General features: G+C 41.7%; 23 protein-coding genes and 1 tRNA gene. 4 read left to right on the top strand and 20 right to left on the bottom strand.

Annotated features, from left to right (window positions below; translation table 11 throughout):
• Positions 1-5: 5 nt before the first annotated feature.
• The 12 genes from flgK to HG263_RS09465 form a co-directional block, all read right to left on the bottom strand.
• The gene (gene flgK, locus HG263_RS09520) at positions 6-2,000 is read right to left on the bottom strand and encodes a flagellar hook-associated protein FlgK (protein WP_171625849.1); all 1,995 of its coding nucleotides are present in this window, start codon (positions 1,998-2,000) and stop codon (positions 6-8) included.
• 1 nt (position 2,001) lies between these two features.
• Entirely contained in the window at positions 2,002-2,958 is a 957-nt protein-coding gene (gene flgJ / locus HG263_RS09515; protein WP_171625848.1) for a flagellar assembly peptidoglycan hydrolase FlgJ, read from the bottom strand.
• A gap of 106 nt (positions 2,959-3,064) precedes the next feature.
• Complete coding sequence (locus tag HG263_RS09510) at positions 3,065-4,159, bottom strand: flagellar basal body P-ring protein FlgI (protein ID WP_171625847.1); 1,095 nt, start codon at positions 4,157-4,159, stop codon at positions 3,065-3,067.
• 12 nt (positions 4,160-4,171) lie between these two features.
• Positions 4,172-4,855 (bottom strand): flagellar basal body L-ring protein FlgH, encoded by a 684-nt coding sequence (gene flgH / locus HG263_RS09505; protein WP_171625846.1) that lies wholly within the window; start codon positions 4,853-4,855, stop codon positions 4,172-4,174.
• A 15-nt stretch (positions 4,856-4,870) separates the two neighbouring features.
• On the bottom strand, positions 4,871-5,659 hold the full coding sequence (gene flgG / locus HG263_RS09500; RefSeq protein ID WP_171625845.1) for a flagellar basal-body rod protein FlgG: 789 nt from the start codon (positions 5,657-5,659) through the stop codon (positions 4,871-4,873).
• An 18-nt stretch (positions 5,660-5,677) separates the two neighbouring features.
• Entirely contained in the window at positions 5,678-6,442 is a 765-nt protein-coding gene (locus HG263_RS09495; RefSeq protein WP_171625844.1) for a flagellar basal body rod protein FlgF, read from the bottom strand.
• A 134-nt stretch (positions 6,443-6,576) separates the two neighbouring features.
• Complete coding sequence (flgE, locus tag HG263_RS09490) at positions 6,577-7,899, bottom strand: flagellar hook protein FlgE (protein WP_171625843.1); 1,323 nt, start codon at positions 7,897-7,899, stop codon at positions 6,577-6,579.
• Between the two features lie 46 nt (positions 7,900-7,945).
• Entirely contained in the window at positions 7,946-8,623 is a 678-nt protein-coding gene (locus HG263_RS09485) for a flagellar hook assembly protein FlgD (protein ID WP_171625842.1), read from the bottom strand.
• A 14-nt stretch (positions 8,624-8,637) separates the two neighbouring features.
• Entirely contained in the window at positions 8,638-9,072 is a 435-nt protein-coding gene (flgC, locus tag HG263_RS09480; RefSeq protein ID WP_171625841.1) for a flagellar basal body rod protein FlgC, read from the bottom strand.
• A gap of 5 nt (positions 9,073-9,077) precedes the next feature.
• Entirely contained in the window at positions 9,078-9,485 is a 408-nt protein-coding gene (flgB, locus tag HG263_RS09475) for a flagellar basal body rod protein FlgB (protein ID WP_171625840.1), read from the bottom strand.
• A gap of 82 nt (positions 9,486-9,567) precedes the next feature.
• Positions 9,568-10,401: a CheR family methyltransferase gene (locus HG263_RS09470; RefSeq protein WP_171625839.1), complete on the bottom strand. Its 834-nt coding sequence runs from the start codon at positions 10,399-10,401 to the stop codon at positions 9,568-9,570.
• Positions 10,402-10,418: 17 nt separating this feature from the next.
• Complete coding sequence (locus HG263_RS09465; RefSeq protein ID WP_171625838.1) at positions 10,419-11,351, bottom strand: chemotaxis protein CheV; 933 nt, start codon at positions 11,349-11,351, stop codon at positions 10,419-10,421.
• A gap of 140 nt (positions 11,352-11,491) precedes the next feature.
• Here HG263_RS09465 and flgA point away from each other — a divergent pair, with 140 nt between their 5' ends.
• The 3 genes from flgA to flgN all read left to right on the top strand — a co-directional run bounded on the left by flgA (position 11,492) and on the right by flgN (position 13,012).
• Positions 11,492-12,199 (top strand): flagellar basal body P-ring formation chaperone FlgA, encoded by a 708-nt coding sequence (gene flgA / locus HG263_RS09460; RefSeq protein ID WP_171625837.1) that lies wholly within the window; start codon positions 11,492-11,494, stop codon positions 12,197-12,199.
• 68 nt (positions 12,200-12,267) lie between these two features.
• Positions 12,268-12,591: a flagellar biosynthesis anti-sigma factor FlgM gene (gene flgM / locus HG263_RS09455; protein ID WP_171625836.1), complete on the top strand. Its 324-nt coding sequence runs from the start codon at positions 12,268-12,270 to the stop codon at positions 12,589-12,591.
• On the top strand, positions 12,584-13,012 hold the full coding sequence (gene flgN / locus HG263_RS09450; RefSeq protein WP_171625835.1) for a flagellar export chaperone FlgN: 429 nt from the start codon (positions 12,584-12,586) through the stop codon (positions 13,010-13,012). The genes flgM and flgN overlap by 8 nt, the downstream gene beginning before the upstream one ends.
• Before the next feature lie 55 nt (positions 13,013-13,067).
• Here the strand turns inward: flgN and HG263_RS09445 are convergent, their stop codons facing one another.
• On the bottom strand, positions 13,068-13,547 hold the full coding sequence (locus HG263_RS09445; RefSeq protein WP_171625834.1) for an LPP20 family lipoprotein: 480 nt from the start codon (positions 13,545-13,547) through the stop codon (positions 13,068-13,070).
• 110 nt (positions 13,548-13,657) lie between these two features.
• Here HG263_RS09445 and HG263_RS09440 point away from each other — a divergent pair, with 110 nt between their 5' ends.
• Positions 13,658-14,851: a flagellar assembly protein T N-terminal domain-containing protein gene (locus HG263_RS09440; RefSeq protein ID WP_171625833.1), complete on the top strand. Its 1,194-nt coding sequence runs from the start codon at positions 13,658-13,660 to the stop codon at positions 14,849-14,851.
• A 59-nt stretch (positions 14,852-14,910) separates the two neighbouring features.
• Here the strand turns inward: HG263_RS09440 and HG263_RS09435 are convergent, their stop codons facing one another.
• From HG263_RS09435 to HG263_RS22695, 7 genes are all read right to left on the bottom strand, one after another.
• Positions 14,911-15,372: a DUF1203 domain-containing protein gene (locus HG263_RS09435; protein ID WP_171625832.1), complete on the bottom strand. Its 462-nt coding sequence runs from the start codon at positions 15,370-15,372 to the stop codon at positions 14,911-14,913.
• Between the two features lie 124 nt (positions 15,373-15,496).
• A tRNA-Arg gene (locus tag HG263_RS09430) sits at positions 15,497-15,571 on the bottom strand.
• 72 nt (positions 15,572-15,643) lie between these two features.
• Complete coding sequence (locus tag HG263_RS09425) at positions 15,644-16,297, bottom strand: FlgO family outer membrane protein (RefSeq protein WP_171625831.1); 654 nt, start codon at positions 16,295-16,297, stop codon at positions 15,644-15,646.
• Between the two features lie 8 nt (positions 16,298-16,305).
• Positions 16,306-16,980: a FlgO family outer membrane protein gene (locus HG263_RS09420; protein ID WP_171625830.1), complete on the bottom strand. Its 675-nt coding sequence runs from the start codon at positions 16,978-16,980 to the stop codon at positions 16,306-16,308.
• Positions 16,981-16,993: 13 nt separating this feature from the next.
• Positions 16,994-17,590, bottom strand: a complete 597-nt coding sequence (locus HG263_RS09415) for a FlgO family outer membrane protein (protein ID WP_171625829.1) — start codon at positions 17,588-17,590, stop codon at positions 16,994-16,996.
• Positions 17,591-17,653: 63 nt separating this feature from the next.
• On the bottom strand, positions 17,654-18,370 hold the full coding sequence (locus HG263_RS09410; RefSeq protein ID WP_171625828.1) for an SPOR domain-containing protein: 717 nt from the start codon (positions 18,368-18,370) through the stop codon (positions 17,654-17,656).
• 17 nt (positions 18,371-18,387) lie between these two features.
• A complete protein-coding gene (locus HG263_RS22695; protein WP_171625827.1) occupies positions 18,388-21,333 on the bottom strand; it encodes a carboxypeptidase regulatory-like domain-containing protein in 2,946 nt (981 codons plus the stop codon).
• Positions 21,334-21,347: the final 14 nt, after the last annotated feature.

Genomic DNA, 21,347 nt, shown 5'->3' with positions numbered 1-21,347 from the left:
AACTGTTACCTCGCCGCGCTCAATAAGGTGTCAAATATAGTACGTGCAGCCGAAATGATCTGTGCTGATGCAGAGTAAGACTGCTGAAAACGTAATAGATTGGCAGCTTCTTCATCCAAGTTTACACCAGAAATTGATTCAAACCATGTCTCTGATTGTGTTGCCAAAGCGTCAAAAGCCGCCCCATTGGTTTTTGCCTGATTCGCAATCACCCCAACTTCTGTCACTAAACCAGCGTATGATTCGTTAAACGTTTTTAAGTTATCTGCACTGGCTATAACGCCTTGTCGTACTAGCTCATCATCTTTTAGCTGACTAAGTGCTAAGCCATTACGGTTATCATCAAAACCGTCTTTATTCACTTTGATTGTAAATACATCACCCGTAGCGGGCTGTCCTTCAATATCAAAATCAAAACCGTAAGCATTATAAGGTGCGCCGGCAGCATTCAAGAAACTGTTTGCAGGCGGTGTAATAGTGACTAAATTTGTGCCACTGCCATCCACAATTTGATATTGATTAGCAACAGCCGTTTTGGTGATAGTGATATCACCTTGCGCCAATGCAATTGGGGGACCTGCGTTGATATTGCTGGTGTTATTCACAACCCCGGCCGAAATGCTCGCTGTACTTATATTGTTTGCACTCACTTCGGTTCGAATCGGAGAAGCTAAAGCCAAATGTTCTGGTCTTTGTGTTGCAAGTTCCAATGACCCAGCAGCAGTCGAGTTAAGCTTAACGACAAAGCTATCCCCCGCAGCAGGAGCTCCCGCCACTGTCATATCTAAACCAAATGATTCACCGGATGTAATTGTACTTGAATTAATAGCACCGGCCGTGACATTCGCTGTAGAAGGAGTTCCTATCACATTACCTTCACTGTCAATTGCTGAAATTTCAACCGTCGTTGCGGTTAAAAAGGTTACCTGAAAATCTGAGGCTGGTAACGAACTACCGAGCCCAGCTTCTAATGTCGCATTGACGACCCCAGTGCCAGCATTATTTTGAAATGCATAACCTTGAACAGTTGGAATACTAAAAATATCCCCACCCAAATTGCCATCTAAGTCCATCCCCAATGCATTTTGCTGATTAAAAGCGTCTGCAATGGCGATACCTATTTGACCTAGCTGGTTTTGCGCAGGTTGTAAGATATCGTCACGAAACGCCATCAAGCCGCCAATTTTTCCTTTTAGTGAGCCCAAATCGACATCCAGCGCAACAGCTTTACCACTGCGAACATCTAGCTTTAAGTCTTTCACGTTAGGATCTGGATCGCCATCTAACGCAAAGGCATTGAATGTTCCATTTTCCATAACAAGCGCTTGACCACTGCCAAGAAATACCAACTTTTCACCATTAGAACCATCGAGCGTTTCAATATCGACTAACTCTGACAGATCTCGGATTGCTTGATCTCGTTCATTGAGAACCGACAACGCAACTGTGTGGTCATCACTCGTGTAGGTCGATGCTACTTTGTTATTCAACTGGCTGATTTTTTCAATCAAGCTATTAGCTTCATCGGTGTATAGACTGAGCTGTTCATTAACGACACTTTTTTGATCAAATACAATATTTGATAAACGATGCATCTGTTCAACTAAACCCTGTGCAGAGTTCATAAATAATGAACGCGATACAGTTGAACCTGGTTGGTTCATTGACTCTTGCAAGCTGTTAAACATGGTATTAATGCTGGTACTTAAGCTATTAGACTCCTCAGCAAAGAGCGTATCAATACGAGAAGACTCGGTAACAAACTGATCGTAATAGGCCTTGTTTGAGATATCTCTATTTAGCTGCTTTGCTGCAAAATCATTGATCAACCGAACAGTTTCCGAACGACCAACCATATTGCCAACCGTAGTAGCATGCTCTGTGCGCTCTCGAATGTACCCTTTGGTGTTCAAGTTGGAGATATTTCTACTGGTTGTTTGCAGCAATTCAGAGCTTGCTCGAACACCGCTGGTACCAATTTGCATAAGATCAAAAGACATCTTAATTTACTCCCTGACGAATGAGTGACGTCAACATTTGCTTAAATTCGCCACGCTGAAGCACACTTTTAATTTTTTGCGCATAATTCGGATCAGTCGCATAGCCTGCTTCTTGCAACGCCTCTAAGTATTGAGCTGGTTCTTTGACTTTTTTCAATGCTTGCTCGTACCTTGGATTGCTTTGTAAGAAATCCACATAATCGCTAATGCTTTCTTTAATAGAGTCATAGGCTCTAAAATGCGCTTGTTTCTTCACTGGAAGACCTTGCTCAAATTCTAATGTCAGCTTTTTGGCACTTTCACCCTGCCACGACTTATCTGATTTAATGTTGAATAGATTATGACTGCTTGAACCATCAGCTTTGCTGACAACATGCTTTCCCCACCCCGTTTCTAAAGCCGCTTGCGCTATCATTACCGCAGGGTTCAAACCAATCTTCTGTGCTGCTTCTTTAGCGTGATCCCATAAAGCGCCAACAAATGACTCAGGATCCTCGAAGCCACTACTTTGCTCTGATGGCTTAACAACAGCTTCTTTTGTTTTAATAGGGGCTTTATCGTTAACCAGCCTATCACTTTGTAAATCAGCATTTGTGCGTAATACTGACGCTGGCGTGTAACCCTCTCCGTTAGGCGCAAGTTGCTGAACAATCAACTCTGCTAGGCCCAAGTTACCTTTACTAGCCAGCTCTACAGATAATTGCTGGTCATGCATTTCTTCAAAGAACTTCACGCTACTTGAATTAAATGGACTGTCTTTATCTTCCATCGCTTCATTGGCTTTGCGCATGCTTTTTAAAAGCATTTGCGTAAAAATAGACTCGAATTGCTGCGCAGCTTTTTTTAGCGCCTCATTGGAAGCTTGCTGATCAGTGCCGCTTTTCAAGGCGTCTTGACGTAGAGAGTTTAGATCTCCTAAGTCAAAAAAGTTCTGATTGTCTAACGGATTAGTATTCATCTGCTCAACGACACATTGTAAAAATTCATATCAATATAAATGCAAAAAGCGAGCCAAAAAAAAGCCCCGAGATTTCGGGGCTAACTGTTTGATTAAAAATAAAACTTTAAATGACGACTAATTGACCATTGATTGCCCCAGCTTCTTTTAAAGCTTCTAAAATAGCCATTAAGTCGCCCGGTGCCGCACCAACTTGGTTGATGGCACGAACTAAATCGTCAAGGCTTACACCTGGGTCAAACACAAAGGCGCGCGAGTCGTCAGAATCTATATCGATAATACTTTGTTGCGTAACAGTCGTCTCACCTTCACCTAATGTTTGCGGCTGAGATACATTTTGTTGCTCAGCTATTGTCACGGTCAAACCACCATGGGTGATCGCTGCAGGCTGTAGTTTAACGTTCTTACCAATTACTATTGTGCCTGTGCGCGAATTGACAATGATTTTGGCATTTGTATCTGCAGGCTTGAACTCTAAGTTCTCAAGTGTCGATAAATAGGCGACACGTTGTGATGGATCTCTTGGTGCGATAACGCGCACTGACGCGGCGTCCATTGGTTTTGCACTGTTAGGGCCAACCAACGCATTAATTGTATCAGCAAGACGCTTAGCCGTTGTAAAATCAGGACTGTTAAGATTAAAGGTAATATGATCACCTTGCGTAAACGGGCTTTTAACCGCACGCTCTACTGTAGCGCCATTAGGTACTCGACCAACTGTTGGGGTATTAATTACAACTCGGCTACCATCTAGGCCTTCAGCACCTAGACCACCAACAATTAGGCTACCTTGCGCTATTGCATAAACATTCCCATCAACGCCTTTTAAAAAGGTTTGCAATAATGTACCACCTCTTAAGCTGCCCGCACTGCCAATAGAAGACACTGTGATATCAATTTTCTGACCGGGCTTTACAAAAGGAGGTAGGTCAGCATGAACCGCGACAGCCGCCACATTTTTGATCTTTGGCTTTAAACTAGCTGGCATGGTAATACCAAAACTACTCAGCATGGCTTTAAAGCTCTGCTCGGTAAAACGGCTTTGTTCTCCAGTGCCAGGTAAACCAACTACCAAACCATAGCCAACTAGCTGATTCGAGCGAACGCCTTCGATCATACTGACGTCTTTTATACGCTCTGCATTGGCAGCCGCCGAGAAGAGGCTCCCAAGTAACATGCACGCTGTAATAAATATTTTCATCATTTTGACCTTTTAAAATGGAAGTAACGTGCTCATAAAGAAACGTGCAAGCCACCCAGGCCCCTGCGTTTCTTGATGTTGACCCTTGCCTGAGTATTGGATCCTCGCATTGGCTATTCGGTTAGATTCGACGGTGTTGTCTGCTTTGACATCTTGCGCCCGCACTAACCCCTCTAAACGAATAAATTCTTCACCGGTATTCAAAGTGAGCCACTTTTCACCACGGATCACCAGATTGCCATTTGGTAGCACTCGCATCACATTAACTGAAATATTACCAAATAGGCTATTTGACTGATTTGCCTGCGAGTCACCTTTAAAAGATGATTCTGACTCTAAGCCAAACTGAAGGCTTTCTTTGCCAATGTTAATGGCTGAGCCACCCAAGCCAGTTATTGGACTGAGTGAGGCGTCAGTTTCTTTATCCGTTTGATTATTTGCTGCTTTAGATGCTGCTGTCGTTTCTCGCAGAATAACCGTAATAATGTCACCTGTTCTTAACGCTTTTTTGTCTGAATACAGATCATTAGACAAATGCGGACTAAACAGAGAACCCGTTGCTACAATTGGCTCTGCATCTTGTTCAGGGTACATTGGCGCATAGTACGGATCATCGCGCACCACATCACTATTTTGAGTAGAAACACACCCTGCAAGCATCGTGGCTACCACAATAGCTAAGCTAAAATCACGCATACCGCCCCCTAAAAATTATAACTGCTGATTAATGTAACTAAGCATTTCATCAACAGATGAAATCACTTTCGAGTTCATTTCATAAACGCGTTGCGTTTCAATCAAATTCACCAACTCTTCAGTGACGTTCACGTTAGATGTTTCTAACGCGCCTTGTACTATCAAACCTAATCCGTCAACACTTGGGTTACCTTGCACCGGTGCACCACTTACAGCGGTTTCGGTGTATAAGTTCTGCCCCATTGGCTCTAAACCTGATGGATTAATAAAGTCACTGATAACTAATTGGCCAATTACTACGTTTTCTGCCTGACCAGATACCGACACTGACACTTCACCGTCTTGCGAAATGGTAATAGACTTAGCATCATCAGGCACATTCATTTGTGGCTGCAATGGGAAGCCGGCACCAGAGGTAACAACTCGCCCTTCTTCATCGGTGGTAAACTGGCCATTACGAGTATACGCCGTTGTACCATCTGGCATCTGAATTTCAAAAAAGCCAGGACCTTGGATCATCCAATCTAATGTGTTTTCGGTGCTTAGCATGTTGCCTTGCGAAAAATTCTTTTGGTTTGCTACAACCTTAGAACCTGCACCGAGCATTAAACCAGAAGGAAGCTCCGTATCTTGCGATGACCGGCCACCAGGTTGATTGATATTTTGATAAAGTAAATCTTCAAAAATCGCCCGACTCTTTTTGTATCCTACGGTACTGGCGTTTGCTAGGTTATTGGAAATAACAGCAATATCTGTTTGTTGAGCATCTAAGCCTGTTTTACTGATCCACAATGCTGGGTTCATAACTATTACCTCACTCGGTTAGACGATACGCAGTAAAGATACGTGACGTTCGTCTATCTCTTCTGCGGTCTTCATTAATTTCATTTGCATTTCGAATTGACGCTGATGATTTATCATGTCAACCATCTCATGCACAGGGTTTACGTTTGAACGCTCCAAAGTACCACTCATAATGCGAGCCGTTGGAGAAATATCACAAAACCCACATAAGCCATTCACAAGCTCTTCTTCTCTTGGCCGAAACAAGCCATCATTGCCTTTTTCTAGCTGGCCATTGTCAGCTTCAATAATCTTTAATCTGTCGACCACTTCCATAAAGTTCGCAGGAGCACCTTGAGGTCGAACTTGAATAGAGCCGTCATCACTAAATACAACTTTATCAACAGGGATAGGCAAAATAATTGGCCCACCCTCGCCAATAACTTGACGGCCGTGACTAGTTACCAAAGCACCATCAGAACGAATATTGAAAGTACCGACCTTGGTATATGCCTCATTACCACCTTGGTCCATAACGCTTATCCAAGTTTTCTGCGAGACAGAAATATCGAGGTCTCTACCCGTTTCAACTATTGGCCCTGCTGTCATGTTCGTCCCAGGACGCTCTTGCATAGCAAACACCCGTGTAGGCAAACCTTCACCAAAGGCTTGCATTGAGCGCGCTTGCGCAAAGTCAGCTTTAAAGCCGGTAGTATTGGCATTGGCTAAGTTATTCGCTTTTATTGCAACACCGCGCAAACTTTGCTTTGCGCCTGACATTGCGATATAGAGCATTTTATCCATAACACTAACCTTACTAATAAATTCATCTAACTAATAAAAGCAATAATAGTGCCAACAAATAAATGACAGTATACAAGGCGGGTAAGTGAGTATAAAAAAGGCCGCATAATGCGGCCTTGGAACCTGATAAGTAATTATCGGATCTGTAGGATATTTTGCTGTAGTGTTGAGTTGACTTCCAGCGCACGAGAGTTTGCTTGGAAGTTACGCTGTGCACTTATCAAATCAACCAGTTCATTGGTTAGGTTTACGTTAGACTGTTCAAGAGATGAAGAGTTAATACTACCTAACGTACCTGAACCTGGTTCACCTGCAATCGGCTCACCTGATGTAAGACTCTTCTTCCAAGCAGTGTTGCCAACAGGAGATAGGCCTTGCGAATTTGAAAAACGTACCATAGCAACTTGGCCCAGATAAGTTGAATCACCGTTACTGTAAGCCGCAATAATCTTACCATCAGAGCCAATATCAATACTTGATAAACGGCCAACAGTCGCACCATCTTGCTCAAGTGCTTTTACCTCAAACCGGCTAGCATACTGAGTTGGTAACTTGTTTGTGGTATTCGCCTCATCACGCCAGTTCATCGTGACATCGTTTGGAAAGGTAGCACCATTGGTTAAAATACCGGTTAAGTTAGTACCCGTTAACGTTAATGGATCAAACGTGGTACCCGCATTCGCACCACCGTCGGTGGTAGAAGGTAAACCACTGGCGTCAAAACCAAACGTTGTAATTGGAGTACCAGTACCCGCAGTACCCGTATTGTCAAATTGTGTGCCATCTAAAGTACCAAACACTTCCCATGTATTTGAGGCCGACTTCCTAAAAAATAGCTGCATAACATGTGGCTCACCCAATGAATCATATACTGTTGTCGAAGTTGACGAGTTATATGATGCCGATTGTGTTGGATCAAACGGTATCGTTGGCACTTGCTCTCGCGAGTCCACGTTGAATGAGTTGTAAATCGTAGAAGTTGCTCGAGGAGAACCTGATGCGTCAGGGATCTGCAGTGCTGTAGACGTACTTAAGCTTACTGATGTTGTATCACCCGTAGAAGGGTCAACAGGGAAGCCTTGCAAGAAGTTGCCTTGTGCATCAACAATAAAGTTGTCTTTATTAAGCTTAAAAGCACCCGCGCGAGTAAAAGTGTAGTCTTGCGAACCAAATTCTTCACTCATTGCAAAGTAACCATCACCAGTAATCGCAAGATCGAGAGAGTTATTTGTAAACTTCAATGACCCTTGGTGAAATTGCTGAGCAACCATGGTCGTTTGCGCACCATCACCAGCTTTGGTTTTGGCCGAACTAAAAACGGATGCTGCGTATACATCTGCAAACTCAGCACGAGATTCTTTAAAACCTGTGGTATTAACGTTTGCGATGTTATTTGCCGTCACATCTAAGTCTTTTTGCGCGGCAGCTAAACCTGTTAATGCAATATTGAAACTCATACTCTCACCTCTTGTACTGTAAGGTTAATTCTGTAACTCATGATAGTTAAGCTATTTCAGCGACATCAGTGAGTTTCACTGCGCCTGAGCTTGTGTTTATGATAATGCCGTTGGCACCATTCACATTGACACTATCTATATTTTTAAATGTTGCCATCGGTAGACTAGTAAACTCACCACCAGCTCTACCTTCAGCTTTAATTTTGTATTCACCTTCTGGCATAGGTGTACCATCTTGGTTTTTACCGTCCCACTCAAAACGAAGTGCGCCAGCAGTCCGACTTCCCATATCCATTGTTCTAACCAGCTGGTTTTTTTCGTCATAAATACTAATAGTCAAGTTCTCAACCGGTTCGGTTGTAATAACTGAACCTTTGGCCAACTGATCGCTTCCTATATTAATCGTGTCTGATTCGAGTAATGCTTTTTTGCCAACCAAGGTTGAAGCTTGCAGCGCCGAGTTAGACGTCATTGATGCCGACAACATTTCAAATTTTGAATTTAAGTTTGAAATACCCTCTGCCATAGTGAAGTTGGTCATCTGGGCAATCATCTGATCATTGTCAGCTGGCTTGCTTGGATCTTGGTAAGACAGCTGCTGCGTTAATAGCGAAAAAAAGTCTTCTTGCGTTAGCGTATCGTTTTTCTCTTGTGGCTTGTTATCCTTATTCCAACGAAGGGAATCCAAATAAGAAGACGACGCCGCATTAATATCATTACTCATCAGCTATACTCCCGTTAACGCTGACCAAGTAGTAGAGTTTTACTAAGCATCTGCTTAGCAGCATCTGCCACTTGCACATTAGTTTGATACGAACGAGATGCTGAAATCATGTTAGTCATTTCCTCAACTACGTTCACATTGGGTTTATAGATGTACCCATCCTTATCGGCACTTGGGTGATTCGGGTTATATTCAATCTGAAGCGGTTTATCGCTTTCAACAATGCCTAAAACCTTTACCCCGACTGATGCGTTTAACTGTGTAGGGTCTTGCATTGAAGACGCTTTTGTTAACTCAGCAGCAAATACTGGGTGCCTTGCTCTATAAACCTTATCCTGGCTAGAACTTATGCTGTTTGCATTAGAAATATTACTGGCAGTAGTGTTCAGGCGAATATTCTGAGCACTCATACCGCTACCTGCGATATCAAATACGTTATATAAACTCATAATTATTACCCTTGACCACCTAGTGCCTTTTTAAGGCCTTTAAACTTACCAGACAAAAATTGCAAACTGGCTTGATACTCTAATGAGTTCTGTACATACAAGTTTCGTTCCACCTGTACATCAACAGAGTTACCATCACCTGTATCTGCTTGATTTGGATTACGAAAAAGTTCTGCCCCACCGGTTAATTGACTACCACCACGGATGTGATTTTCATCAGTACGGACCATATTATTGCCGCGTTGTTGCCCAGACTTTGCCGCTTTTAAAGCTTGTGCAAAGTCAATGTCTTTGGCTTTATATCCAGGGGTGTCAGCGTTGGCTATATTACTGGCTAAGAGCTCTGCACGTTGCGAGCGAATAAGCATGGCATGAGGGTGTACGCCCAAAGCCTTATCGAAACTAATTGCCATAACACAACTCCAAAAATTTGACTCTTAGGAGTTAAAGCAAAAGGCGGGCCAAAAATAAGAATGGCGGTAAGACCGCCATATTCTATTGTTTTTTCTGGTAAATTATACCTGGATTGCAGCGGATCATATCAAATGAATCGCTTAACCCAGCCATAGATTCTGATGCGCCAAGAAATAAATACCCCTTAGGATTTAGTGCTTGTGCAAATTGAGAAATGATTTTTGCTTTCACCTGTGGTGAAAAATATATAAGAACATTGCGACAAAAAATAACGTCGAATTTGCCCATTAAAGCATACGAATCAAGTAGGTTTAGGTGTCTAAAGTTAACCATTTTCTTGATTGGATCGACGACTTGAGCCATGCCATTGCCGCTATCTTTAAAAAACTTTTTCCGTCTTTCAGCCGAAAGGCCGCGCGCTAACGCCAATGCATCGTACTCAGCATTTTTGCACATATCTAGCATAGTATTAGATATGTCTGTGCCTGTGATTTGCACACCCATCTTTAACGAGCCTGGGTTTTTGCTTTGATATTCACTTGCCGACATCGCAATCGAGTAAGGCTCTTGCCCTGATGAGCTTGCCGCAGACCAAATTTTCACTGGTCGGCGTAAATCACTAAACTCAGGAAATATTTTCGTTTTTAACAATTCAAATGGATAGGCATCACGAAACCATAATGTTTCATTCGTTGTCATCGCATCCACCACCGCGGCACGTAGTTGCCGCTCATGTGGACTAAGCGTTTTATTGACTAATGCTGATAACGTGTCAACGCCAAACCTTGTCATTAAGGGCGCGAGGCGACTTTTAACTAGATATAGTTTGTTGTCACCCAATACAATGCCACACTGTTGCTCTAGAAAAGTTCGAAACTGATCATATTCACTTTGTTGAAGATGCTTATTTTCCAATGTATTACCGCCATTCATTAGTCACAGTGAACCCATTTCTTAACGGCTGCTGCCAATTCATCTGGGTTAAACTTTGCGATAAAGTCATCTGCACCGACCTTTTGGATCATTGCTTGGTTAAATACTCCGCTAAGAGAAGTATGTAAGATAACATGCAATGGTGCCAATTTTGGATCAGCCTTTATTTCTGCTGTAAGCGTGTAGCCGTCCATTTCTGGCATTTCTACGTCAGAAATAAGTAGTCCCACACGCTCTGTAATATTGTTTTGGCAATCCATCTCTGCGATTTCCCTCAAACGTAGCAAAGCTTCCTTACCATTTTTAGCTAATTCAGTCTGAACGCCTAAAGGCTCAAGGGCCCTTTTGACTTGGTTTCTTGCTACAGCTGAATCATCTGCAATAAAAACGATTCGCTCACCTAAGTCTTTTTGCATCTCGCCATCAGATACAATATCTTGACTCACTTCTGTATTAACAGGGCAAATTTCATTGAGGATTTTTTCAACATCCAGTATCTCTACCAGTTCATTCTCAATTTCAGTAACCGCAGTAAGATATGAATAACGACCAGCACCTGAAGGCGGTGGCATGATCTTTTCCCAATTCATATTAACGATTCGCTCAACCGCACCAACTAAAAACCCCTGAACAGAGCGATTATATTCGGCAATTATAATGAAACAGTTATGGATATCTTCAATAGGTGGACCACCCACAGCCAACGACATATCTATGACTGAAATTGTTTGTCCGCGAATATGCGCCACGCCCCGTACAAAGGCATTAGATTTAGGCATACTCGTCAATGGCGGGCATTGTAGCACTTCACGCACTTTAAATACGTTGATGCCAAAACGTTGTCGACCCTTAAGCCTGAATAGCAATAACTCTAGGCGATTTTGCCCAACCAACTGTGTACGCTGGTTTACTGAGTCTAAAATACCTGCCATTTCAATCTCCTAACTTTAATAATGCTTAACGGAACGATACTTGCAGACGTTAATAAAGGAACAATAACTCTTGAAGAGGTGTCACAATTAACGCAAAATCTTTATACCCTTTTTCACATGATAAGCATAGTCGAAACATCATGAGTTTGTTAAAAAAAACCAAATCTGCTGGGTTTTTCTTCGCGATGGTCTACATTCTGCTCAGCGATGCGGTTTATGCACAAGATTATAATAATCAAGCACTCGAGGAAGCTGCTCGTTCATTTATATCTAACCTTGCAACTCAAAAGCCAGATTCAAACTTACAAATTCGTGCGATACCTTTAGATGCTAGGCTACCAACTCGTCAGTGTGAGACGCCACTAGATATATCAACAAACGCGTCAGCTCCTTTTAATCGGCAGGTAACGGTACAACTTAAGTGCGAAGATCTCTCTGGATGGACGCAGTATGTACATATACGTATAGAAGAGTTGTTTCCTGTCATAGTTAGCACAGAAATGATTTCCAAAGGTGAACTTCTAACAGAGCAACACCTAAGACTTGAATACCGACCAAAACACTTTGTTAGAGCATCTTACATTGATGATATTAATCTGCTCATAGGAAGTCGCAGCAAGCGTGTATTACGAGAAGGCATGCCTGTGGGCATGCATCAAATTTGTATGGTTTGTAAAGGCGATATTGTTAGTATTTATGCAAAAACACAGACTTTAACAATAAAAACGCAGGGGATCGCATTACAGGATGGAAATATAGGTGAGCAAATTCGGGTTAAAAATCAAAAGTCTGGAAAAATTGTCTCAGGAAGAGTGAAAGATGTTGATTCTATTGAGGTGAATATCTAAAATTTTTGCTAAAGTTATAGCTAGAACAGCCGATATTTAAAGCAAGATTCTTTATTTGGGTCACAATCATGGTAAATAATGTAAAAGGTCAGTCGCAATCAAACAGCGTGCTTAATAATATTAAGCAACAAAAAGCTGAGTTGCAAAGAAATGATGCAAATGCGAGTAGCGCACCTACAAAAGCGCCACAAAAAACAACTTCTGATTCTGTAAGTTTGACACCACAAGCGCGTCAACTTAAAAACTTGCAGGAAAAAGCGCAAGAAGCGCCCGCTTTCAACAGTGATAAAGTTGCTGAGCTAAAAAAGGCAATCAGTGAAGGCAAATATCAAATCGACGCTGAAAAGCTAGCTAAAAACATCGCAGCATTTGAGTTCGACATGTATGGATGATCATCTAGCCCTTTGTGTACACAAGCTAGAAAAACAGCTCACTCATTTAACAACTTTGACCCAGTTGTTAGATAGTGAGCTTGAGCTTTTGGCGGCCAAAAAAGGCGATGGCCTGAAAGAGCTTGCAAGAGAGAAACTTACCTTACTACATTCAATTCAGAGCTTGGATAAAGAGCTCTCGGGTTTTGACAAAGCACTATTTTCTCAACCTGACGCAGTCAACCTCACTTCTAACATCGAAAACCTTTTGATTGAATGCAAACAAAAAAATGACGTCAATGCCCAAGCTGCCCATCAAGCAAATTTAAGCGTCAGAGAATTGAAAGAGATTTTAATTGGGGCGCCTTCGTCAGTGACTTATGACCAAGACGGTGCTGTAGTATCTCGCAATAGTGAACTAGTTAAAAACCTCAAAGCTTAACTGCTCTTCTTAATATTCTAAGACAGAGCAGTGTACTTCAGCATTTTTTAAATTATCAGTAATACGTTACGCGCTTAATTTTTCTAGGCTTAGCTTGAGTTATATATAGATCATGAACACGCTTCATATCCAACTCCAACTCGGTTACATACGTATCACCTGCAGCGTAACTTTTCACAACTTTTGCACCACGTATTACACCATTTACTTGACTTTGCAGGCCGTCATTTTTAGCAATCGCACCTTTAACTGTCATACTCGATGATATATTCTGACCATAAACTTGCTCTGTTAACTCACGGTAGGCTTCGAGCTTCGATACTTTCACTGCCATGAGCATTTTTTGCGCTTGATTTGTGCCTGGCTGAGCGCTTAACGGCGCATAACCAATCGCCTTTAAAACGGGATAGTTGTCCGGTAGAACATACTCATATTCAATATGCTTATCAAATAAGCTGCTGCATCCAGTCAAAGAACCCAAAAGCAATGCTATACTTACAAGGCTTGTGATTTTTACTTGCCTTTTGATATTCATGATTGTTCACCTCATAAAGTTACTAACGTTTTACTATGCACATTTCTTGCCATAAATTGTGGTACGTGACTTGCTTTCTAAATTGATATGATTTTTTCGAGGTGCTAATTATGATTAAGGCGATCACTTTACTGATACTCATAGGTATGAGTACTGTTGTAAAAGCAGAGTGGTACGAAGTTATGGGTTATGCAAGTACGCAAGGTCGAGATGTAGCACAAGCCAGACAAGCCGCTGTAAAAGACGCAATAACTCAGGCCCTGATATTTTCTGGTGCGACGGTAAGTAGTGTGCAAAGTGTTGCTGATGGGATTCTTAGCCAAGATGAGATAAAAATTAAATCCCACGGTGAAATACAACAAGTTAATATGGTAAGTGAGAGCAAAGAAGGCGATCAGTATAGCGTCACCCTACACCTTGATATTTACGCAACGAAAGGCCAATGCTTAGAGCAACAGTTTAACAAGCAAATCGCGATTACACAGAGCCAGCTAATGCAGCCCCATCAAGCTCGCTTGGGTCAAATATTTGACATAGCAAAAGCAGCCTCACAACGCTTGTTTAATACGCTAAATGAACGCACTAACGCAGTAAAACCCATCCCCTACCTAAATAGTGCAATCAATGTTAAAGAGTACTTTTCTCAGCAATTTGATTATAACCATATACTCATAGAAACCATCGCGATGAACAGCAATAGTCAATATGTACTATTAAGTCAGATCACTGACATTGCTGATATTGACAAGCTTAATAACGACTATGCGTTTTGGCAAAACGATGAATACGCAAGAAGCTTTAAAATAGATTTTGCACTTTATGATGCCATGACGTATGAAAAAGTATGGCAACAACATTATGCTACCCAAGGGGTTTGGCCGTTTGAAAAAACAAAGCTGATTGATGTTTACAGTGACCGATTTTGGAACTCCCATTATGGACAAGAGATCCAAGAAGTATTTAATAAAGTAAGCCAAGATTTGAATACTGCCGTATCATGCATTCCTACAAAAGGAAAAATTCTATATTTAGATGCTGAGCAAGTTGTGATCAACCTTGGTAGAGTTCACGGACTGGAGCCAGGTACCACCCTATCTATAATGCACCAAAGCAATATCATTACCAGCAGGGGTTCCGTTGTAAATTCTACGGTACAGACCATAGAGCAGGTAAAAGTTATCAATGTTAATATGCAAAGTGCGACCGCGGTTAACCTCAATACACGTCCTTTAAGTAATATTCAACTCAATGATATTGTTCAGATAAAAATTAAAAATGAAACGAACTTTGATCTAGATGATTAACAAAAAACACACGCTGCCCGTTTACTCTCCTCATAGTAACCGGGCAATAACGCATACTGTTAAACTCGTCTAGCCTCACAGCTAAAACAACCTGGATTGGCATTATGAAGCTGAACATAGTCAACTTCTTTGTGGTTAAATAACTCCGATAGAGTCTGTCTTACAGATTTTCCTTGTGCTATTTTAGCGCTGAGCATATCGCCTTTTGCACTATATGCACGTAAAGATATCAACCGAGTCTTTAATACCTCAGGGATTTCGTTTACCCCCAAGTCAGCTGGCTTTGCATCTTCTATAATAAAAATTGGCCCTGACGCGCGATAAGGAGAATGTACATTGTGGTGCAAATAGTGAGTCAACAATACCCTTTCTCCCACTTTAGCTTCGCGAAGCGACACTCTGCAGGGGTACCCTGGGTTCGAGTCAGCCGTTATCCACCGCCCCACACACTCCTCAGATGTGGTCTGTAAAGACAAATACAAATCAAGGTTTATAGGTTTAATAATAAAGTCACTCATCATCGCCATCTCTCTATACTAAAACTGAAAAAACACAGTATAAAGCGACCGAAAAATAGAACTTGCCATTTATAGAACTGGCTTTGCGTTACAGATTACTAAAGGTGGAGGAGAGGTTGAGTGCATCTGGCGGCCCCTGCAGGAATCGAACCTGCAACCGTCCCTTAGGAGGGGACTGTTATATCCATTTAACTAAGGGGCCTGAGCGTTCTGAGTATAGCTGTTCGCCCCATTTTATTTCAAGACTTTTTTATAAAAGTCAGCGACTTGAAAATTATCTAACATCAAACAATGCAAGCTCTTCGCTATACAAAACGTAACTAGGTACTAGCTTACGAGTACTCGCTACCACTTGTTTAGAATCTATATCAGTCACTCGTGCATTAACCTCTACACCGGAGCTTCGATATATCATGGTTCCCGATAGCACGTGGCTTGCAACTCTTTTATTGGTAAGTGCTTTCACATCTCTGGAAAAAGATAAGTCACCTTTTTGAGTGACGGATACTGAGTTGGTCGTTTTAAAATCAACGACACCGTAGCCAAACTTTTGCAATTGATGAATAAATGTTTCAGCAATTTGATTGCCAAGCTGATTGGTTGTGCGAAGGTTACTATCGAAGTCGACGAAAGACGCAACTGCAATATTAATATCTTGGTCAGAGTTCATTGTATCAACAAGCTCAAGCGCCATTTGTTCAACATAATTAGCTAACTGTAAATTGTGTATGACTGGGCTGTAACGACGGGAGTTCTGCACATTATCCAATTCGTCTTCTTGTTTTTGACGTTGCGCCTCATCGTAAAGAGCATCAATTTGGCTCGTTGGTGCCTTTGGCTCTATCACAGCGACTTGATTGACACTCATTAACTGACAGCCGCCCAGCGTTATAAACGCTGCTGCCAATAGATAATATTGCTGTTTCATCTTACACCTCAATTACTCGCCTTTTTCATTAAAATGCCGTCTGTTCGGTAACTGTTGCCAAGTGCATCCACTACCGACTGAGGAATAAATCCCTGAGCAGAGCCAACGACAGCTTTGCTATTAATACCTACAATGCGCGCATTAACCAGTACACCACCTTGGTGATTAACTAGCGTGCCTGCTAACACATATTGAAAGTTTTGAGTTTCATTTAGCTCTAAATAATCTCGGCTAAACACAAAGTCCCCCTGCGGAGTTACACGCATATAATCTGTTGTCTTGAAATCAACCACAGACACACCGAACTTGTGTAGTTCATGCATAAAGCTTTCTGATAACTGATTTCCTAATAATGTCGCTTGGCCATAATCATCATCAAGATATACAAAGCTTGATACCGCTAGAGGTGTTTTAGCATTCACATACTGTAGATTCTCGACTAAGTCTTGCATTATCCCACGCACATAATGGTTAATGTTCTTGCGACTCACATTAGCCCTTTGACTCATAATGTTTGGTACTGCATTGCGTGACTGAAATGCGTCTTTAGACGTATTAGGAGCCATCACATCGCGTTGTGCGCTACTACCTTGAACTTGCTGATTCTTGGCACTAAAACTGTCCAACATATTTGCACAGCCAACACTCAATGGTAAAAGCAAAATATACAAATAATTCTTCATTGTATGTTCCTCATTAATATTCTGTGCGGTAAAGCAACCCATCGCGTTGCAATACTTTTTCATCCGACCACATTACATTCACTGGAATTTCTGTTGTAGCAGCTGACACAACTCGCCCAGTTTGCATATCTATCAAACGAGCATTCACAATGTACGCATGCTGCTGTTGGGTTAAACTGCCAGCAACCACAAAGTCAATATTCTGGCGCTCACGCAGGTTGTCAATCCGACGGCTTAGCATGCTGTCAGCGTTGTCTAGTAATGTGAGTTGGTTCTCTAGGCGGTGCTCTACCGTGTGATAGCCTAGCTGCGTAAATTGAGTCAGCAGACTTTCTTGAATTTGCTGACTAAGCCCAGAAGCTTGCTGTTCTGCAAGAGTTTCTCCTAAACCATCAGCCTTAAAAAAACTCATCACAGCGATACGCGCATTGCGTTTGCGTACACCAGAAATGTTACTTAACTGGATACTCAAGTCGCTAACATATTGATGTACAGTATAAGGTGCCATTGTTTTTTCGGGTGTTATATAAAGAGGATACCGCTTTCTCACGTCTTCAACGTTTTGACAGCCAACTAAGCCAATACATAACAAAAATAGGACTAAACGCATTATCATCTAACCTAAACAAATAATTCTGGTTAGTAGAATGCAAAAACTATACCCAAATACTATCTAGAGCCTAGTTTTTGCTGATTGCTCATCAAAAAGACTTACAATGCAGTTGATTGATTTAGCCTTAAGGTTTGTGCATACATCTAACGCCTGCTGTTTGTCCACATAACCACCCGCTTTAAGGCGATAGAATGTCACGTTATTGACCTGAGCTGTTTCAATATTTAAATTTTCACCGAGTGTTTTTGGCAACTTGGCTTTGAGATCTGGTATCAAGTTATCAAGCCGACTTTTTTGCGTGACTGAACTTAGCTGCAACGCATATTTTAAAGCGCTTGTCTTTGCACTTAAATTCGCGGGAGCCCGTTGGTTTGTTTTTACTGCCGTGGCCTCTAGAGCGCTAGAATGTACGACTGGTGTAGCTGGATTGATAACTTCGCTCTTGCCTGATGACTGCTGCTTTGAAGAAGAGTCCGGCATTTTAGTATCACTGACAGCATACATGTTTTGAGCAGCCTGTTGCGTTATCTGCTGTTTAACTAACCCATCTAATTGAGAGATCAATACGCTGAGATCTTTTTCAATTTTCAGTAGCCTTTTTACCCCGTCTTTTGCTTCTTGCCATTGCTGCGCAGCTTGTTGTAAATGCTCAAGCTCTGACTTAGTAATAGTTGCTACATTTTCTTTGTTTGGCTTAGTGGCGGCACAGCCATTTAGCATAACAAAAGTAGCCACACCTAACACCCATTGCTTTTTCGAAAACCGACATCTAAACATTTGCTATTCCATGATAATCAATATTTTATAAGTGTTTGTTTTACTTCACACGAAAGACCGCGTTGCGCTACCCACTCACACATCTTGTTGACTTCTTTAGAGGGCTGCACAGAATAACTGACAGCCAGTATGTATTTACCACTATTTGAGTCTGTAAAGTAAAAAGGGTTATATCCTGGTAAGTTCTTTAAACGCTTATTAATAAGTACAAAGTATGTTTTTAATATCGATAAGGATGAAAACTCGCCAAGGCTTGAAAACACGCCGTTAAATTTGTCCATTTCAAGCAAAGACAGATCAACACCAGACAATACACTCCCCTCATTTGGCAGCTCCACCATGACCGTTTGTGTCGCCTTAAGGTTTTTTTGTTGCAGTTGAGCTTCGTCAACTTGTGCAACATACTGACCTGGTTTCAAGCCTGTAAATAAATAATAGCCATCAAATGCGGATTCTGTCTGAGCCACCAGTTTACCATCTTCATCCAGTAGGTTAACTTTGGCATACGGCAAAACTTTGCCTCTTTGAGCATAGATAGTCCCTTCAACTTCACTGGCATTAACTAATGGAAAATCGACATACTCCACATAACCTGCCCGAGGGGTAATTGAGATACCTGAATTTCTGGGGACTAAAAATGGGTCATTGATACTTTGTTCATCCAGTTCAATATCTGTTTTTCTATTTGCCAGCATGCCCGTCAACTCTGCGACGCCTTGAATATTCGTCAGCCCATGACGGTGAGCTTGTACCGCTTTTACTTTTACATCTTCTACAAGTGTTTCGCCTTCGTCAAGCCGACCATTATCGTTGCCATCCAAGAATACTCGAACAAGTGTACTACCACTTTGTGTTAAACTACGCCGGGACGTAAAATAGCTATTATGCATAGCATTATAGCCAATACTAAAACGTCCAAATATCCCAAACTGCCAATGGTCATCACTATTGTATGACATAGATGTATTCATGCTGAAGTCATCTGTTTGCCAACTCAGCGCTAACTTAGTGGTATCTAAATCGCTGTCTACTGAACTTGTGTAGGTAAGCTGGGCCTGCAGACTGGCCATTAAATTTGTGTAAAACTCAGCAGAGTAACTTGTTATATCTCTGTCTGGCTTAAGCATATAATTCACAGACAAACGGCTATATATCTGCCCAAACCGAGCTTGCACCTGTGAACTACCTAGACTTGAGAGTATTCCATCTGACGATTTACTCCAGCTGAGCTGATTACCAAGTGAGTACCTACCAGTCATATAATTAAGCGAATTAGTAAAAGTTTTACTGCCACTTTGATTCTGATACTGCGTATAAGAAAGTGCATTTCGATAATTTAGCCTTCCGTATTGACGGGACATAATATTACCGGAAAACTCCAACCCCAAATTTGCTTGGGTTGTGGTGTTTTTATCTGCAAAGTTCACCGAGGTATTTTTTGTTACGCGTTTATAATGTAGGCGCATCGCTTGCTGCAATAGCTTAGCCCGTGTTACAAGTTCTAATCTAGATTGTGAAAAATCATCTTGTTCGTAGCTTGCGTTAACCAAGAATCTATCCGCTAAGGTCATATTGCTGCCAACCGCTATAACTTTTTTAGGCCCCTCTGTTAATCCTTCTCGCACGGAGGTCGCGCCGTAGACAGATAGAGTGTCTGACAGACCTTGCTCATAGCGCGTTGACAATAACCAACCCAAAGCGCCTATCTGATACTGCTTATCATCAAATACCCTATGGCCCTGTTGAGTGACAGAAACCTCATATACTCCCTGGCCAGACTCTAATGCACTACCGTCTATAAAATATTGTTGTGTACGCTTTTCAACCTGCCCCTGAGGTCCATATAAAATTATTTCAAATTCATTCAAACCAACAAGCAAATTGATATTTTCAAATAAGTAGCGACCATCATTGCTATCAAACTTTTGTTCTACCAGCACGCCATTTTGATATAGTTCTACGTCCCAACCATTTTGTACTTCGCCTGTTATTGAAATACGATTTTGATCCAGCAAAGTATCTAGTGGTGCGTTAGATATTTTTACCCCCCTTGCCAGCTGATTCTGATGAAGTCCCCCTACTCGTGTTGCCGTCACATCGCCAATTTCAAACTGAGAAGCTTGTAGTGTTCCAAGCAGTTGAGCCTGCTCATCATCTCGACTGAGCGTGAGTCGAGATTGATTAAGCACATCGGATTGTCGGCCTGAAAAGTAATATTCACTGCGCATGTACGCAAAATCATGGGAACCTAATACGGAGTAATTTAAACCCTCTCGAGCATCACTCTTTTGATAACCCAGTTGCACATCCATCAAAGGTGAAGATAAAAATCGATAAGGACTTGCCTTCCAAGGCTTGGTCGCATACTTATTAACAACGAATTGTCTTTTAGCACGCCTAGTTCGGTCCAGCTTTGCTTCTATCGGTAAGACATGTTTGGAGCTCACCGTAACATCTTGAGCACCGTAATCAGCGGTCAATTCGAGGGAAAACCAAGATGCCAAAACAGCCATATCTATATAGATATCATCTTGATCTTTATAAAACTCTTGCTCATTTATTGCTACCGTTTGACCCGCAATCTCTGCTGTTAGGGACTTTTCATCAAAGGTAAACTTATTATCTATATTAATGAACCAGCCATCATATCCACTTACGCTACGCTGGATGGCAAAATCAAAACTGCCAAAAAAGCTACTCAGTTCCAACCAAGCACCAGATTTGCTTTTTATTGCAATCACTTCGCCTAAATAATTGCTATCTAAATAAAAAGATAAAAATAACATCTCACCTTCAGGAATACTGTGAGATGTATTTTGTAGTGAAGGAGATAACTGAGACTCAACAAGCTTGTTATCTATGCTTTTCAATACCTCTAAAATAGCGGCATAGTCGTTAGCAGCTTTAACATTTGGAAAAAAAGCTAACGCTGCAAGCAATGACCCCTTTACGCGCACTCGCACATTTGCCACCTAAT

Origin of the sequence: Pseudoalteromonas caenipelagi (assembly GCF_013140855.1) — a bacterium.
In the GTDB taxonomy this organism is placed as follows: Bacteria; Pseudomonadota; Gammaproteobacteria; order Enterobacterales; family Alteromonadaceae; genus Pseudoalteromonas; species Pseudoalteromonas caenipelagi.
This window is presented reverse-complemented; position numbering and strand designations above follow the sequence as displayed.